This window comes from Promicromonospora iranensis, assembly GCF_028994775.1.
GTDB lineage: Bacteria > Actinomycetota > Actinomycetes > Actinomycetales > Cellulomonadaceae > Promicromonospora > Promicromonospora iranensis_A.
In genome coordinates this window covers 1-15,941 of the sequence record NZ_JAJQMN010000017.1, presented here as the reverse complement: position 1 = coordinate 15,941, position 15,941 = coordinate 1, and the positions used below count along the sequence as shown (strand labels likewise).

The window sequence follows — 15,941 nt, the reverse complement described above, 5'->3', positions numbered from 1 at the left end:
CCGATCGAACCCTCGATCGAGATTCCGCCCATACGAGTTCCACGGGAGTGGTTCTGTAGGATTGAGCCTGAACGGCTACAACAAGGGACGCTATGTTGAGCTCACGGGACCGCGTCGTGGCGATCATGCGGCCACCCTCGGTTCTCGAGAGCCGTGGATGGAACGCTTTCGAGACAATTTCCCGGGCCCGCCCCCCGAGCGACTATTCCTGGCTGATCGAGACCTACGGCGCCGGTGGCATTGAGGGGTACGTAACGATCCTCGACCCGGGTAGGGGCGGGGACTTTGCTGGGTCAGTACGCGGGGAGACGGATACAGCGCGTGCTGCTTGGCGGCAGTGGGGCGGGTCCGCCGCTGCTTGCGGTGAAGCGACGGAGCCGATCGCGTGGGGCGTCAGCGCAAGCGCCGACCTGCTGTGCTGGAACCCGTCCAAGGCTGATCCGGACGAGTGGACAGTCCTTGTCTGGTCACGAGCGTCAACGTCATGGACCGAGCTGCCTTTCGGGATCCTCGAGTTCCTGACGTCGATCGTTGACAACTCACTTGATCCCTGGCCGCTGGGTGACGCCGGAATCCGGGGAAAGTGCAGCCTTCGCTTTCTCAGCTTCGAGGAAGAGCGGCGAAGCTGGATGAACGACGTGGACCCATGGGCAAGCTAGGGCGTGTTCTACGGCGACTGGCGCATGACCGGATGACCGGCCAGTGCCCCTGCCCCGGAGGTTGAAGACCTCTGTGGTGACCACATCGGTCGAGGGCTGCGCATGCACAGATGCCGCAGAACCGGCCCGTGCTGTACGTTGCATCGGTGCTGAACGAGACGCCCCTCTGGCCGGAGCTGCAGGCGCCGCCACGGTCGCGGAGGCCGGCGCGAAGCGCACGCGCTTCGCGCCGACGGCGGACCGTGGGCATCGTGGCCGTCACCGTGAGCCTCGTCATCGCTGCGGGGAGCGCATACGGGCTCGGTCTGTTCGACCCGGGTGCAAGGACAGCGGACCCGCAGCCCGTCGTGGCGGACGCCCACGCGGCGGTAGCGGAGAACGCGGCGCTGCGCGGCCACCTGGCCACCGAGATCAAGGATGCCCGGGCCGTCCTGAAGAGTCCCGACGGTAGGGCTGCGGCGAAGTCCGACCGCCAGGCGCTCGACGCGGCGATCGATGACGCGCGCTCCCTGGTGAAGTCACTGGAGTCGGTGGCGTCGTCGCCGCCGGGCACAGCAGCCGAAGTCAGCGCGGTGCTCGAGCGGACCAGCGAGCTCCACCAGGACGCACCCGCTGTCACCGCCGCACTGCGCGACGCCACCACCGCCGTGGTCACCTCGGGACGACTGGCTCGTCTGGAGCGGGCAGGATCCGGGCTGGAGGAGGCCCGGACCACCCTTCAGGCGGTGATGGCCGACGGTGAGCGGGCCTATGCCGAGTCGGAGGCGGCTGCCGAGGTGCCGGACCGGGACAGCCTGCGCGTCGCGCTGGACGAGTCCGGCGACCTGGTCGCCCGCGCCGACGGGCTGCTGGAGACGGCTGCGGGCGTGAAGCCTCGCTCGGACGCTCTCGCCGACCTCCTGGGCCAGGCGAGAGAGCTGACCACGGCGATGTCCGAGGCGGCCGCCCGGATCGAGGACGCCATCGCCGCCGTCGTGACGGCGGCCCAGGAAGACGGTGCGGACGCGGAGGCGGACGGCTCCGACCCGGCCGCCGGGGATACGGGCGGCGAGGCTGCAGCCGACGTGGCCACGGAGGAGAACGCGGGCACGACCGCCCCGGCGGGCACCTGTCCCGAGCCGGACCAGGTGTGGTCCGCGGAGAACGGCCACCTGTCGTCGTCGGAGCTGGCGCAGATCCCGTTCGCCTCCGGGCACTACGTGCGGGCGGACGTCGTCGGTGGCCTGACCGAGCTGAACGAGGCGTACGCGGCCGAGTTCGGCGTGAACCTGACCATCAACTCCTCCTACCGCACGTACGCGGATCAGGAAGCGCTGTACGACCCGACGTCCAAGACCGCAGCTCCGCCCGGCTGCTCGAACCACGGCACCGGCCTGGCGATCGACATCGGCGGGGGCGTGCAGACGTTCGGGTCGGCCCAGTACGAGTGGCTCAAGGCGAATGCCGAGGCCCACGGCTGGGTGCATCCGCCGTTCGCCGAGCCGTCCGGCCGTAACCCCGAGCCCTGGCACTGGCAGTCGGTCCACGCGCCGAACAGCTACTAACGCGTACGCCGTCGTGGTGCTCACGACCGGCGAGCGAATTTGGCTGCTGCGCGAGGCCAAGAGCCCACTCGCCCCGTGGTTGCCGGCTCAACCCCAAATGGCATACTCCGAAATTATTGGGCGTATTGCCAGATCGATCCTGATCGTCCTGCTCTTGGGATGGCCATGGATTGTCGGCGCCATCGTGCTGAGTCGCCCGAAGAAATGGGCGAACCTATTGTTCAAACGGCTCGAATTGCGATATCCGAAAGGTCAAGAGTCGTTAACGCGCCGAATGGCCGGACTTGACAGCGAGTCGGCTAGGCTTTTCTGCATCATCTTCTGTGGGATCATCGCGGCGCTTATTGGCATACCTCTCGTAATCATTACGGTTCGGGAAGTGTCTAATGTTTGGTGATGAGGAATTCCGTTGGCGATCCGACTTCAGGTCTCGTGAGTCGCCGCTGTAGCAGCGTTCAGTCAGCGACTCGACTCGTGCTGAGTACTCCGGATGCGGGCGGGAACCTCAATCTCGGAGCAGTGCAGGGCCTCGTGCATGACCATGGCGGCTGAATTGTGGCCAGGGCCCGAAGGGCCTAGTTTCTACCGGTGATGTCGAGTGCACGCTTAGGCCGCAGGTCGTGACGCCTGCCATCGTGATTAGGTGAGGGAGTCAAGCTGCCGCTGCCCTTCTGCATGAGGACTAGATGCCCGACGACAATCAAGAAATCTGGCACTGGGCGGAGACTCCGAAGTCACTTGTCTACCTTGCAAGTTCAATTGCTGGAAACTCGGTTCAAACCTCAGGGCTGTTTGCGGGGCAGCCGACGATCTACGCTCGGGAGCTGAACATGCCTTCGGAAGCGGGATACACCCGGACTGGAGACTACATGGCGTCTCCGAAATGAGGCCAGACCTGGGGCTACTCGATTTGCCGGGAGGGCCGGGCGAGCCTGCTGCCGAGTCGTGGTGGAAACAAGTAGCGGATTCGCTCTCGCAGGACGAGCCCGGATGGCTGGCTGCCACGGAGCGGGCCGCCGAACTCAACATTGACCGCGCATGGACCTTATTGTCCTGGGTTGAGTTCGCCGCCAGCGTGGTCGGCCGTCAGCGTAGCCATCACCATCTCGAACTTGCGGCCTTCGCTATGTCGCTGCTGGAGGAGGCCGATGTCGACCGACGAGACCGTGCCGTTGTGGCTGCATTGCTCCATCGGGCGGCGGTCTTCAGCGACATAGACTTCGTAGCATGTGTGACTCTTGGGTGCAGTCGCGCAGGCAAACGAGGTGCGGCCTGCATCGGTTGGCTTGCGAAGGTTGAAGGAGTAGTGCCGGACACGCACGACGAGATCCAGAGTGACGGAGCCTTGACCTTCACGCGAAATCCGCATGCGTTTGACGTTTCGGACCTTGAGACATGGCTGGAAGGTGGCAATTAGGGCTCGGTTCACGAGGACACGCCTGTAATGAACGTGCAGGGCTTCGTATCCCCACACGATCACGATGCTTTGGAACAGCAGAGTGACGAAGGCGATCGGTTCTGTATGGTCTACAAACACGAATGCTGGAACCCCGGGATGTCAGGCAACAGACCGATCGCAACCAGAAAGGGGGACGCTTCTGTTGGATGGTCTCGAACCGTGGGTCCAGCGGCTGACCGATTCGGTCGGATTCAGGGCTGTTCGACAAGAGGTGAATTGGCCTAATGTCGAGGCGGAACTCGGGATTGAGCTGCCCAAGGACTACAAAGAACTGGTTGAGATCTTTGGCGGTGGTGTTATTTCCCGAACGGCGATCATCTACACAACGGGACCAGGTGATCCTTACGACCTGGTTCGACGGTGGCGTAGTCTCGAGACCTCGTGCCGGGAAAATCCTTGGTCACGATCGCGGTATCAGCCATATGAGTTCTTTCGGCCTGATTCGCCGGGCCTGCTCGAATGGGGTTCAAGCACTGCAGATGACCGATACTACTGGCTCGTCGACCCGGTCGGAGCCAAGCGATGGCCGATATTGGCGCTGTCGGCAGACTGGCCGCCCTTTTATCAGTTCGACATGACGGCTTCGGAATTTATCTGGCGTATCGCCTGCGAAGAAGAGTTCAGTCAGTTTGGCGTGGCACGACATATGCAACCGCCGACATTTGATGACCCGGAGGGGAACACCTATGCAGCCATTGGTAGCCGTGATGGCTGGCCTTAGCTGGCGCTGTGGGGTGGGTGTGAACCGTGGCTGACCGTACCGCCGATGGTAGAACCCGCGATGATCTTGATCAAACCAGGCTCAACGCCCTTTCGGGGCTCGGATTTGCCCTCGGGATAGTTGCCATGATGGCACTCGGGATGCGTTGGGTGGTTGACCTTCCTTCGCTAGTGGAACTAGCGGCACTTGTGCTGCTGATCGTTGCGGCCGGTGCCGTATTGTCCGGGCTGATGATGGAATGGCATCGATCAGAGTTCTCGGTTCCCAGGGTGTTTCGCATGCTTGTGAGGGCGGCGTTCGGACTTTTTGTCAGCTTGAGATCCTGGTTCCTGCCTCAGCCTGGAGAAAAGCCTGGCCGGGCTCCGGACTTGCCCGGGATTGGTGGCGATCTCGGTGAAAAGCGTGCGGCGACCTTTTAGTGTTGTTCGAGGAGCTGAATCATGAGCCTAGCGATTCAATATGGTGAGACACGCCTCTACGAGCCAACTGAGACGGCTGCCGCGCTCCTCGGTGACTGGATCGACGTTGGCCGAGATGGTTCTGGACCGATGGTGGGAGTGCTGGAGATGTTCGTAGCTCCGTGCTCGTGGCGGCCTTCGGCCAGGTGTTCGCCAGATCATCTGTTGCGCGTCGCTGTAAACGCCGTGAAGGGATATGTGGCACTGGTTTGGGCCCCCTTGGGGCACGCGTCGGTTCTGACGTCGTTTCGCAGAGCGTTTGGGTGTCGAGCCCCCCGCCATAACTCTTGATGTCGAGCCTCAGATCCCCACGAGGTATCAAGGCAACCCGTTCCACTCGCGGCTGAGCGCGCTCGTGATCTCGGACCTGATGACCGTGGTGAGCAACTTTTGTGACACTGGATCGGGCGCGCGCCCGGAGGGTGTGCCGTGGGTTCCAGGCGAGATGGACGGCCAAAGGCTCTGAGCCCGCCTTGCATCTTCCGAGGCGGCTCTGATGGGCGGCCCCGGCCTACCGGTTCACCCGAACCGGCTCCCACGCGAACCCGTCCGGGTCCGTGAACTCGCCGAGGTCGCTGTGCAGCGCGAGCCGGTGCGAGCCCGTTCCCTCCGGCGGCACGCCGGCGTCCTTGGCGAGCGCGGCGCGCTTGTACAGGCCGAACCCGATGGGGCTGGATCCCATCTTGAAGTCGACGTACGAGCCGAAGCTCTTGCCCACGGTCAGCCCGTGGGCGACGTAGAACTTCTTGCTCGCCGACACGTCGTCCACCCCGATGAGGAGGACGACCTCGTCGAACTCTCGCGAGGCCGGCCCCGAGTCCTTCTTCGCGGAGGTCGTGAACTTCCAGATGGTGCCATCGGGCGCCTGGACCACAGCGCCGTAGCCCCAGAGCGACTTGGTGACGGGTTTGAGCGCGGTGGCTCCCGCCGCGACGGCGGCGTCGAACAGGGCCTTCACGTTCGCCGGCTGTGACGAGACCAGGGAGATGTCGAACCCGCGGAACCCGTCGCTGGGTGCGTCGGTCTCGCGCAGACGGAGGCGGTCTCCCAGGTCGAAGGCGGCGTCGTAGAAGGAACGTGCGGCGCTGAGGTCGGTCACCTCAAGGGTGACGGAGTCGATGTGTGCCATGCCCATGACGTTAGGTTCGGCGTGCCACCGGGCGCTTCTCGATTCCTGACCACTCGCTGCTGACGGCCGGGCCCGCTGGAAAGTAGCCTGCTCACCATGGCACCGGAGCTGCTCACCTGGCTGCTCGACTTCGACCCGGCCCTGCGCTGGCAGGTCGAACGCGACCTCGCCGGCGCGCCCGAGGGCGTCTGGCGGGCCACCCGGGCACGCGTCGCCACCGAGGGATTCGGAGCCCGGCTCCTCGCGCACCAGGACCCGGATGGCCAGTGGGCGGGCGGCGCCTACTTCCCGGCCGGCTTCCAGGGCGACGAGGAGGGCCAGCCCTGGACCGCGACGACCTGGTCGCTCAGCAGCCTCCGCGACTGGGGTCTCGACGCCGCCGTGCTGGCCGGGACCGCCGAGAAGCTTGCCGCGAACAGCCTGTGGGAGTACGAGGACCTGCCCTACTGGGACGGCGAGGTCGACTGCTGCATCAACGGCTTGACGCTCGCCAACGGGGCGTGGCTGGGCGTCGACGTCTCGGGCATCGCCCAGTGGTTCGTGGACCACCGCCTCCCCGACGGCGGCTGGAACTGCGAGTGGGTGGAGGGTTCGACGCGCTCCTCGTTCCACTCCACGCTCAACTCCCTCAAGGGCCTCCTGTACTACGAGGCAGCGACCGAACCGGCGGCCGGCGGCAACGACGACCTGCGCGCCGCGCGCCGGGCGGGTGAGGAGTACCTCCTGGAGCGGCGGCTGCTCCGCAAACTGTCGACGGGCGAGCCTGCCGGCCCATGGGCGACCTATTTCCGGTACCCGTTCCGCTGGGGCTTCAGCGCGCTCAACGCCCTGGACTACTTTCGCGCGGCGGCGCTGCACGACGGCATCGGGCCTGAGCCTCGGCTCGCCGACGCCGTCGGCGTGGTCCGTGACGCCCGCCGCCCGGACGGCACCTGGCTGCAGGAGGGGCGCCATCCGGGCCGGGTCTGGTTCGAGGTGGACGTGCCGCCGGGGGAGCCGTCCAGGTGGCTCACGTTCTACGGCACCCGCGTGCTCGACTGGTGGGACGGCGCTGGCCCTGTGTGAGGCTCGGGTCGCGGAGCTGTGCAGGGCTGCAGGCTCGCTGCCCGACTGATGGCACACGTTTGACTGCCGATTTACAGCGCTGTAAATTCCCCCGGTCGCAGTGATCAAGGGAGATGCAGCGTGAGTTCTGGTTTCAGTCGTCCCGTTCCGCTGAGTCGTCGCTCGTTCCTCGCCGGCTCGGCTGCGCTCGTCGCGCTCGGCGCCGCCGGGTGCGCGCCCGCCTCGCGAGCCGCCGGCGGAGGAACCGGCCTGCGCTTCTACCTGCAGAAGCAGGAGGTCATCGCGTACTTCGGCGAGCTGCTCCAGCGCTTCGAGAAGGAGCGTCCTGGCATCACCGTGGTGCACGACTCGACGGTGGCCATCGCGCCGCAGTTCGTGCGCAACGAACCGGCCGACGTCGGCTGCTTCAACGACAACCTCGAGCTGGCCCGGTACATCAAGCGCGGTGTGCTCGGCGACCTGTCCGACCTGCCGTCCGCGCAGACCGTCCGGACCGACATCGACGAGCTGACCGACCAGTACGCCACCTACCCCGGCCGCACGAGCGTCCTGCCGTACTCGCTCGCGGCCGCCGGCGTCATCTACAACAAGAAGATCTTCGCGGACCACCAGCTTCCCGTGCCGGAGACGTGGACCCAGTTCGTCGAGGTGTGCGACGAGCTGACCCAGGCCGGCGTCACCCCGATCTACGCGACCGACCGGGACACGTGGACGCTCTGGCAGGGGCTGTTCGACTACTCCGTCGGCAGCCTCGTGGCGCCGGGCGAGTTCTTCCGCCGCATGAAGGAGCTCGGCACGGACGTGGGGCCAGACTCCGAGGTCTCGTTCGAGAAGGACTTCGCGGTGCCGATGGAGCGCGCGAAGGTCATCTCGTCGTACTTCAACAAGGACCACGCGGTGCGTGCGTACGCGGACGGCAACCTCGCCTTCGGCAAGGGCCAGGCCGCCATGTACCTGCAGGGGCCGTGGGCGCTGAGCCAGATCGAGCTCGTCGACCCGGACCTGGAGGTCGGCACGTTCCCGCTGCCCGTCTCGGAGAACCCCGACGAGCGGCAGGCGCGCGTCAACATCGACCTCGGCCTGTGGATCCCGACGGCGTCCACGCACCAGGACGAGGCGCGTGAGCTCGTCGAGTTCCTCATGCGGCCGGACATCCTCAACGCCTACAACGCCGACAACCTCGCCTACTCCACGCTCGTCGACGCGCCGCCGCAGCAGGACGAACGCCTCGCGGGGCTCCAGGACTACGTCGACCGTGCGGCGTTCTACCAGGGGGCCGGCACGTTCGTCCCGACGTCGATCCCGCTGGGCAACTACCTGCAGGCCGCGATCCGCAGCGGCAACTTCGAGGGCATGCTCCGCCAGCTCGACGCCGACTGGCGCCGTCTCGCCGGACGAGGAGCGACCGTATGAGCGGCACAACGTTGTACCGGCGCGAGAGGCACCAGTTCGAGACGTCCCGGCTCACCGAGGAGCGACGATGACAGCACACGCCACCCTGTCCGTGCCGACGGCGCGGGAGGCCGGTCCGCCGAGCCGCCGTCCGGCCGGCGGACGACGGGTCGAGCCGGTGTACTACCTCTTCCTCGTGCCGACGCTGCTCGTGTTCACGGCGTTCGTCGTCGTGCCGGCCCTGATCGGCATCTTCTACAGCCTCACGGACTACGTCGGGTTCGGCCGCTGGTCGTTCCTGGGGCTGCGGAACTACGCGGCGCTCGTCACCGACCCGCGGATACTCGAGTCGTACGGCTTCACGCTCGGGTTCGCGCTGGTCACCGTCGTGGTTGCGCAGGTGATCGCGCTCGCGCTGGCCGTGGCGCTATCCCGCCGGATCCGCTTCGCGACGACGCTCCGCACCGTGTTCGTCATCCCGATGGTGGTCTCCGGCATCGTCGTGGCCTACGTGTTCAACTTCCTGTTCTCGAACTCGCTGCCGGCCGTCGCGACCGCCGTCGGCTTCGGGCCGCTGGAGGAGAGCATCCTCGGCAACCCCGACCTCGCCTGGCTCTCCATCGTGATCGTGTCCGCCTGGCAGACCATCCCGGGCGCGCTGCTGGTCTACACGGCCGGGCTGACGTCGATCCCGGACGAGCTGTACGAGGCGAGCTCGCTCGACGGCGCCTCCCCGTGGCGGCAGTTCCGCTCCATCACCGTCCCGCTCATCGCGGGCTTCATCCTGATCAACACGATCCTCGGCGTGAAGGGTTACCTCGGCGTGTACGACGTCATCGTCGGTCTGACGGGCGGAGGGCCCGGCACCGCCACGAGCAGCGTCGCGATGACGATCTTCGGCGGCTTCACCGGAGGCGACTACGCCTACCAGATGGCCAATGCCACGGTGTTCCTGGTCGTGACCGCGCTCATCTCCGTCGCCCAGATCGTCGCCACCCGTGGAAGGGCGGTCAAGCTGTGACCACCGTGAACTCCGCCAGCCGTGCCGGCCGCGTCAACCGGACGAACTGGCCGCTGACGATCGTCCTCGGCCTCGCGACGCTCACTGTCCTCGTGCCGCTGTACGTCACGCTGTCGATGGCGTTCAAGACCAGCGCCCAGTCGGCGGACGGCAACGCGTTCTCGCTGCCGGCGCCCTTCAACCCGGGCAGCTTCGCCGAGGCGTGGGAGCTCACGCGGTTCCCGGTGTCGTTCGCCGTCTCACTGGGTGTCGCGGCGATCGCCGTCGTGCTGACGCTGTTGCTCAGCTCCCTCGCCGCCTACGCCATCGCGCGCAACTGGTCGCACCGGTTCTTCCGCTGGTCGATGATCTACCTGTTGGTGGCGCTGTTCCTGCCGTTCCCCGTCGTCGCGCTGCCGCAGATCCAGCTGACGGCGCTCACCGGCCTGGACACCCCGATCGGTGTCGGCATCCTGCACGCGATGTTCCAGCTGTCCTTCAGCGTGCTGCTGTACACCGCATACCTGCGCTCGATCCCGGTCGAGCTCGAGGAGAGCGCCCGGATCGACGGCGCGAGCACCTGGCAGATCTTCTGGCGGATCATCCTGCCGCTGCTGGGGCCCATGAACGCGACGGTCGGCATCTTCGCGTTCCTCGCGTCCTGGAACGACTTCATGATGCCGTCGCTCATCACGTCCGACCCGGCGCTGCAGACTCTGCCCGTGGTGCAGAACATCTTCCAGAGCCAGTTCGGGACCAACTACAACGTCGCCTTCGCGTCGTACCTGATGGCGATGGCACCGACGATCGTCGCCTACCTGTTCGCGCAACGCTGGGTGATCAGCGGCGTGACGCAGGGCGCCGTCAAGCACTGAGCAGCACCGAACGAGTACGAGGAGATTCATGTCAGAGATCGCCGAGAGCCTGCCCGTCATCCGGCCCCTGCCGGAGGCGGCGCCGCACGCGCGGCCCGAACAGCAGGTGCACGGCGCCGGCTGGCGGATCACCGTCCTGACCGATGGCGTCTTCCGCATCGAGCGGTCGGCCGACGGCAGCTTCGAGGACCGCGCCTCCACGTTCGCCATCCGCCGGGACCTGCCCCCTGTCGACTTCGCCGTCGAGCGGGTCGGCGAGGGCGTGGTGCTCACCACCCGGCGCGCCCGGCTGCGGTACGACGGCGGTGAGTTCTCCGCGAGCGGCCTCGTCGTCGAGGTGCTCGGGCACGACGCCGGCCGGTGGCGCTTCGGCGAGCCGACACGAGACCTCGGCGGCACCGCACGGACCCTCGACGACGTCGACGGCCGGACCGCGCTGGAGCCGGGGGTCGTGGCGCCTGACGGGATCGCCGTCGTCGACGACACCGTGTCGTTCCTGTTCGAGGACGACGGGTGGGTCGGCTCGCGGGTCCCCGGCCGGCAGGACCTGTACGTGTTCGCCCACGGCCGCGACTACCAGGACGCCGTCCAGGACCTGTATCGGGTCTCCGGCCACCCGATGCGGCTGCCGCGCTGGGCGCTCGGCAACTGGTGGAGCCGCTACCACCCGTACAGCGACGAGTCCTACCTGGCCCTCATGGACCGCTTCGACGACGAGGGCATCCCGTTCTCCGTCGCGGTGATCGACATGGACTGGCACCGGGTCGGATCGGTGCCCCCGGAGTTCGGCAACGGCTGGACCGGCTACTCGTGGGAGCCCACGCTCTTCCCGGACCCCGCCGAGTTTCTGCGCACGTTGCACGACCGGGGTCTGCGCACCACCCTCAACCTGCACCCCGCCGACGGCGTCCGCGCCTTCGAGGACGCCTACCCCGCTATGGCCCGCGCCCTGGGCGTGGACTCGGACGGCGGTGAGCCGATTCCCTTCGACCCCGTCGACCCGACCTTCCTGCAGGCCTACTTTCGCGAGCTGCACCATCCGCTGGAGGCCCAGGGTGTCGACTTCTGGTGGATCGACTGGCAGCAGGGCCGCACGTCCGGGCTGCCCGGCGTCGACCCGTTGTGGGTGCTCAACCACTTCCACCACATCGACGCTGCCCGGGACGGCGGTCCGGGCATGACGTTCTCCCGGTACGCCGGGCCCGGGAGCCACCGGTACGCCGTCGGCTTCTCCGGCGACACGGTGGTCTCGTGGGCGTCGCTGCACTTCCAGCCCGAGTTCACGGCCACCGCGGCGAACATCGGGTACTCGTGGTGGAGCCACGACATCGGTGGCCACACGCGTGGCGTGCGCGACGACGAGCTCGCCACCCGGTGGGTGCAGTTCGGTGTCTTCTCGCCGATCATGCGGCTGCACTCCGCGAACAACCCGTTCATCAGCAAGGAGCCGTGGGTGTTCCCGCCGGAACACCGTGCAGCCATGGGGGACGCGCTGCGCTTCCGGCACCGCATGGTTCCCTACCTGCACACGATGAACCATCGGGCCGCCGAGGGAGTTCCGCTCGTCCGGCCGATGTACCACCTCGAGCCGCGGCGGTCGGAGGCGTACTCGGTGCCCAACCAGTACGCGTTCGGCAGCGAGCTGCTGGTCGCGCCGATCACGGAGCCGCGCAGTCCGCTGTCGCTGCGGGGCCGCGTACGGGTCTGGCTGCCGGACGGCCTGTGGACCGACATCTTCACCGACGCCGTCTACCAGGGCGGACGGACCGTGGAGATGCATCGGACCGACGCGTCCATCCCGGTCCTGCTGCGGGCCGGCGGGATCCTGCCGCTCGACGCCGGACAGGACCTCGACGCGACGCGAAACCCGACGGCGTTCGAGGTGCTTGTCGCGCCGGCGGCGTCCGGCGAGCTGGTCCTGGCCGAGGACGCCGAGGACGACTCGGTCGGTGACGGCAGCGGAGCCGCGGCACGGACCGTGCTGTCCTGGGACCGTGAGCGGGGCGAGTTCCGGATCGGGGTGGCGGAGGGAAGCACCGGCGTGCTGCCCGCGCGCCGGGAGTGGACGGTGACGTTCCTCGCCGCGCTGCCCGAGGGTCCGGTCACGGTGAACGGCGCGCCCGCCGAGGTGAGCGGCGTCGACGGGCGGTGGAGCGTGAGCGCCGCCGGTGCCACGGGCGCCGAGCTGGTCGTCCGGGTCGACGGCGGACCCCTGCGGGTCGGCTCGGACCGGCGTGAGGCGGCGCGCGTGATCCTGGAGTCCGCGCAGATCGGCAACCCGGAGAAGCTCGAGGCGTGGGACGTCGTCAGTAGTGACCGGAGTGCCACCGAGAGGCTGGCGGAGCTCACGGCGGTCGAGCTCCCGGAGCCGGTCCGCGCGGCACTCGTCGAACAGCTCGCGGCGCGGACTGGCTCGGTCCGGTAGGGCGGTTCGCGTCGGGGCGCAGGGTGCTGTTGCGGTGGGTGCCGGGTGGGCTGAACTTCGTTCGGCTCAGGCAGGTGCATGTCGCCTGAGCCGAACAGTTCAGCCAGGGTTGAATGTGCAGGGCCTGGCTGAACGAATTTCACCGGACCTGGCACCCACCGCCCAGGTCCACCCGACCCAGGCGAGCTGTGAGCCGCGCCGATCCGCGCCGCGCCCAGCCGCTCGTCCGAGCCTCGGTCGAGCCGTACGCCGGCTGGATCAGCGCAGCGCCGGGGCGCTCTCCCGGAACAGGATCGTGTGCCCGACGGTGACGTGGCGGCCCGGTACCTCGAGCCCGTCCAGTCGGTCGAGCAGCAGGTCGAGGGCGCGCTCGGCGAGCGCCCGGGTGTCCGGCGCGACCGACGTCAGGCTCGGTGCGGTGCTCGCGCCGAGCTCTATCGCGTCCCAGCCGATGACCGCGACGTCGGCCGGGACGTCCAGGCCGTGCCGGCGCAGAGCGCGCAGAGCACCGATGGCGGCGAGGTCGTCGCGGCACAGCAGACCGTCCAGCTCGAGGCCGGCGTCGAGTGCGGCGCTGAGGGCTTCCTCCGCGTCGCGGGCGTCGCCGTCCTGCCGCCGGGGGACGAGCAGGCTCGGGTCGACGGGCAGGCCTGCGTCGTCGAGAGCTGCGCGGTAGCCCTCGATCCGTAGTGTCGATGTCCAGGACAGGCGGTCGGTCTCGTGGCCGAGGAACCCGATCCGCCGTCGGCCGAGCCGCAGCAGGTGCTCCACCGCCTCGCGGGCCGCGGCGACGTTGTCGATCGCGACCTGGTCGGCGCTCGCGGGCTGCGGGTCCTCGCCGAGGAACACGATGGGCATGCCGCGCCGCAGACCGTCCAGGTCGCGGGCGGCCAGGACCTGCGGCTGCATGACCATCCCGTCCATGATCCCGGCCTCGCGGTCGTGCAGCACCGACCGCTCGCCGTCCGCCGTCGCGCCGGTCTCCGCGAGCAGGAGCCGGTAGCCGCGCGACTCGGCGACCCGCGCGAACATGTGCGCGAGCTCGGCGAAGTACGGCCGCCGGAGATCAGGGAAGGCGAGGCCGAGCATGCTCGAACGGCCGGTCGCGAGGCTGCGGCCGGTGCGGTTCGGCCGGTACCCGAGCTCGTCGATCGCGGCCTGCACCCGCTCGCGCATCCCCGGGCTGACGTGACGGTATCCGCGGACGACGTTGGACACCGTCTTCATCGAGACCCCCGCACGGTCCGCGACGTCCTGCAGGGTCACCCGGTTCATGTCGGAAGATTATCGGGCCGCCGGAAAGACCCGCCTCCAGCACCCGGCCACGGGCGGGCGACGGACCCCGGGCGCCTCAGACCAAGCCGAGGGCGAGCATCGCGTCCGCGACCCGCGTGAAGCCCGCGATGTTCGCGCCGGCCACGTAGTCGCCCGGCACGTCGTACTCGTCGGCGGTCTCGAGGGCGCTGTCGTGGATGGACCTCATGATCTCGGCGAGACGCGCCTCGGTGTGCTCGAAGGTCCACGAGTCCCGCGAGGCGTTCTGCTGCATCTCGAGCGCACTGGTGGCGACACCGCCGGCGTTCACCGCCTTGCCGGGCGCGAACCGTACGCCCGCGTCCCGCAGGAACCGGATCGCCTCCGGCGTGGTCGGCATGTTGGCACCCTCGGCGACGATCTGGCAGCCGTTCTCGACCAGGACCTTCGCGTGGGTGCCGTCCAGCTCGTTCTGGGTGGCGCAGGGCAAGGCGATCTCGCACGGCACCTGCCAGATGGACCCGCCCGCGACGTAGTGGGCGTCGCCGCGCCGTGCCGCGTAGTCGGCGACCCGGCCGCGCTGCGCATTCTTGATCTCCTTGAGCAGGTCGAGGTCGATCCCGTCCTCGTCCACCACGTACCCGCCGGAGTCGGAGCACGCGACCACACGGGCGCCGAGCTCGTGCAGCTTCTCGATCGCGTAGATCGCGACGTTGCCCGAGCCCGACACGACGACGCGCTTGCCGTCGAGCGAGTCGCCGGTGTGCCTGAGCATCTCGTCGACGAAGAAGACGGTGCCGTAACCGGTCGCCTCGGTGCGTACCTGAGACCCGCCCCAGCTCAGGCCCTTGCCGGTGAGCACCCCGGACTCGTACCGGTTGGTGATGCGCTTGTACTGCCCGAACAGGTAGCCGAGCTCGCGCTGGCCCACCCCGATGTCACCGGCGGGGACGTCGGTGTGCTCACCGAGGTGCCGGTACAGCTCCGTCATGAACGACTGGCAGAACCGCATGACCTCGGCGTCGCTGCGCCCCTTGGGGTCGAAGTCGCTGCCGCCCTTCCCCCCGCCGATCGGCAGCCCGCTGAGGGAGTTCTTGAAGATCTGCTCGAACCCGAGGAACTTCACGATCCCCAGATACACCGACGGGTGGAAGCGCAGACCGCCCTTGTACGGACCGAGCGCCGAGTTGAACTCGACCCGGAAGCCGCGGTTCAGCTGCACGCGTCCGGTGTCGTCGGTCCACGGCACCCGGAAGATGATCTGCCGTTCCGGCTCGCACAGGCGCCTGATCACCGCGGCGTCGGTGTACTGGGGGTGCTTGGTCACGACCGGGCCCAGGCTCTCCAGTACCTCCCGCACGGCCTGATGGAACTCGGTCTCGCCCGGGTTGCGGGTGACGACCTCGTCGAAGACGGGTATGAGGCGCTCGTCCAGGAGGGGCACGGTACTTCTCCGTTCAGGCGGTACAAAGGGCGGCGACACCATAAGCAGCACAGACCACCGTCTGTGACGCCGTCCCACGACGCGACCCCCGGCCCGTTGAGTGCTGGATATTTGTTGATCCAGGTCCGCCTAATCAACAAATACCCAGCACTCAACGATGAGGGAAGGGGGTTACTCGACCAGCTTGCCCGCCGTGGAGACCTCCTGGTCCTGGATCAGGGTGGCGATCTCGTCCGAAACGGGCGGGATCTCCTCGCGGACCACGCCTGTGCGCGGGGACCAGACCAGGTTCACCTGCAGCGTCGGGTCGAGGTCCGGGTAGTCGGAGCGGTTGTGGCAGCCGCGGGTCTCGCGGCGTTGGAGTGCTGTTTCGAGTGTGGCGCGGGCGGCGATGAGTGACGCCTTGAGGTCGAAGGCGTGCGCGAGGTCCTGGAATCCGGCGATGTCGGGGTGGATGCCGACGTTCTTGGCGCGCACCTCGATCTCGTCGAGCTCGCGCAGGCCCGCGAGGAGTCC

At 67.8% G+C, this 15,941-nt stretch carries 13 protein-coding genes and 1 pseudogene; 9 read left to right on the top strand and 5 right to left on the bottom strand.

Annotation, left to right across the window (positions count from 1 at the left end):
* Window positions 1–910 precede the first annotated feature (910 nt).
* Both LUU90_RS23585 and LUU90_RS23580 read left to right on the top strand, forming a co-directional pair.
* Window positions 911–2,203 carry a M15 family metallopeptidase gene (locus LUU90_RS23585; RefSeq protein ID WP_275006401.1) on the top strand — a complete coding sequence of 431 codons (1,293 nt, stop codon included), beginning with the start codon at window positions 911–913 and terminating at the stop codon, window positions 2,201–2,203.
* Window positions 2,204–2,219: 16 nt separating this feature from the next.
* Entirely contained in the window at window positions 2,220–2,600 is a 381-nt protein-coding gene (locus LUU90_RS23580; RefSeq protein ID WP_275006400.1) for a hypothetical protein, read from the top strand.
* Between the two features lie 648 nt (window positions 2,601–3,248).
* On the opposite strand, the gene LUU90_RS23575 is transcribed toward LUU90_RS23580, so the two are convergent.
* A complete protein-coding gene (locus tag LUU90_RS23575) occupies window positions 3,249–3,740 on the bottom strand; it encodes a hypothetical protein (RefSeq protein WP_275006399.1) in 492 nt (163 codons plus the stop codon).
* A 64-nt stretch (window positions 3,741–3,804) separates the two neighbouring features.
* Between LUU90_RS23575 and LUU90_RS23570 the strand changes: the two genes are divergently transcribed.
* Together LUU90_RS23570 and LUU90_RS23565 are read left to right on the top strand one after the other, a co-directional pair.
* Window positions 3,805–4,383: an SMI1/KNR4 family protein gene (locus LUU90_RS23570; RefSeq protein ID WP_275006398.1), complete on the top strand. Its 579-nt coding sequence runs from the start codon at window positions 3,805–3,807 to the stop codon at window positions 4,381–4,383.
* 26 nt (window positions 4,384–4,409) lie between these two features.
* Complete coding sequence (locus LUU90_RS23565) at window positions 4,410–4,802, top strand: hypothetical protein (RefSeq protein WP_275006397.1); 393 nt, start codon at window positions 4,410–4,412, stop codon at window positions 4,800–4,802.
* A gap of 550 nt (window positions 4,803–5,352) precedes the next feature.
* Here LUU90_RS23565 and LUU90_RS23560 read toward each other — a convergent pair.
* On the bottom strand, window positions 5,353–5,970 hold the full coding sequence (locus LUU90_RS23560; protein WP_275006396.1) for a glyoxalase: 618 nt from the start codon (window positions 5,968–5,970) through the stop codon (window positions 5,353–5,355).
* A 96-nt stretch (window positions 5,971–6,066) separates the two neighbouring features.
* Between LUU90_RS23560 and LUU90_RS23555 the strand changes: the two genes are divergently transcribed.
* From LUU90_RS23555 to LUU90_RS23535, 5 genes are all read left to right on the top strand, one after another.
* Window positions 6,067–7,035 (top strand): squalene cyclase, encoded by a 969-nt coding sequence (locus LUU90_RS23555; RefSeq protein WP_275006395.1) that lies wholly within the window; start codon window positions 6,067–6,069, stop codon window positions 7,033–7,035.
* A gap of 120 nt (window positions 7,036–7,155) precedes the next feature.
* Window positions 7,156–8,448: an ABC transporter substrate-binding protein gene (locus LUU90_RS23550; protein WP_275006394.1), complete on the top strand. Its 1,293-nt coding sequence runs from the start codon at window positions 7,156–7,158 to the stop codon at window positions 8,446–8,448.
* A gap of 67 nt (window positions 8,449–8,515) precedes the next feature.
* Window positions 8,516–9,448 (top strand): carbohydrate ABC transporter permease, encoded by a 933-nt coding sequence (locus LUU90_RS23545; RefSeq protein WP_275006393.1) that lies wholly within the window; start codon window positions 8,516–8,518, stop codon window positions 9,446–9,448.
* Between the two features lie 5 nt (window positions 9,449–9,453).
* The gene (locus LUU90_RS23540; RefSeq protein ID WP_275006392.1) at window positions 9,454–10,302 is read left to right on the top strand and encodes a carbohydrate ABC transporter permease; all 849 of its coding nucleotides are present in this window, start codon (window positions 9,454–9,456) and stop codon (window positions 10,300–10,302) included.
* A gap of 28 nt (window positions 10,303–10,330) precedes the next feature.
* The gene (locus LUU90_RS23535) at window positions 10,331–12,727 is read left to right on the top strand and encodes a glycoside hydrolase family 31 protein (protein WP_275006391.1); all 2,397 of its coding nucleotides are present in this window, start codon (window positions 10,331–10,333) and stop codon (window positions 12,725–12,727) included.
* A 258-nt stretch (window positions 12,728–12,985) separates the two neighbouring features.
* On the opposite strand, the gene LUU90_RS23530 is transcribed toward LUU90_RS23535, so the two are convergent.
* From LUU90_RS23530 to LUU90_RS23520, 3 genes and pseudogenes are all read right to left on the bottom strand, one after another.
* Window positions 12,986–14,002: a LacI family DNA-binding transcriptional regulator gene (locus LUU90_RS23530; RefSeq protein ID WP_275006390.1), complete on the bottom strand. Its 1,017-nt coding sequence runs from the start codon at window positions 14,000–14,002 to the stop codon at window positions 12,986–12,988.
* A 76-nt stretch (window positions 14,003–14,078) separates the two neighbouring features.
* A complete protein-coding gene (gene gdhA, locus LUU90_RS23525; protein ID WP_275006528.1) occupies window positions 14,079–15,416 on the bottom strand; it encodes an NADP-specific glutamate dehydrogenase in 1,338 nt (445 codons plus the stop codon).
* 180 nt (window positions 15,417–15,596) lie between these two features.
* Window positions 15,597–15,941: pseudogene (locus LUU90_RS23520) on the bottom strand (succinate dehydrogenase); the annotation flags it as partial.

Coding starts and splice junctions, on each gene's coding strand:
- LUU90_RS23560 (WP_275006396.1), bottom strand. CDS start 5,970: ATGGCACACATCGACTCCGTCACCCTTGAGGTGACCGACCTCAGCGCC.
- LUU90_RS23555 (WP_275006395.1), top strand. CDS start 6,067: ATGGCACCGGAGCTGCTCACCTGGCTGCTCGACTTCGACCCGGCCCTG.
- LUU90_RS23545 (WP_275006393.1), top strand. CDS start 8,516: ATGACAGCACACGCCACCCTGTCCGTGCCGACGGCGCGGGAGGCCGGT.
- LUU90_RS23535 (WP_275006391.1), top strand. CDS start 10,331: ATGTCAGAGATCGCCGAGAGCCTGCCCGTCATCCGGCCCCTGCCGGAG.
- LUU90_RS23530 (WP_275006390.1), bottom strand. CDS start 14,002: ATGAACCGGGTGACCCTGCAGGACGTCGCGGACCGTGCGGGGGTCTCG.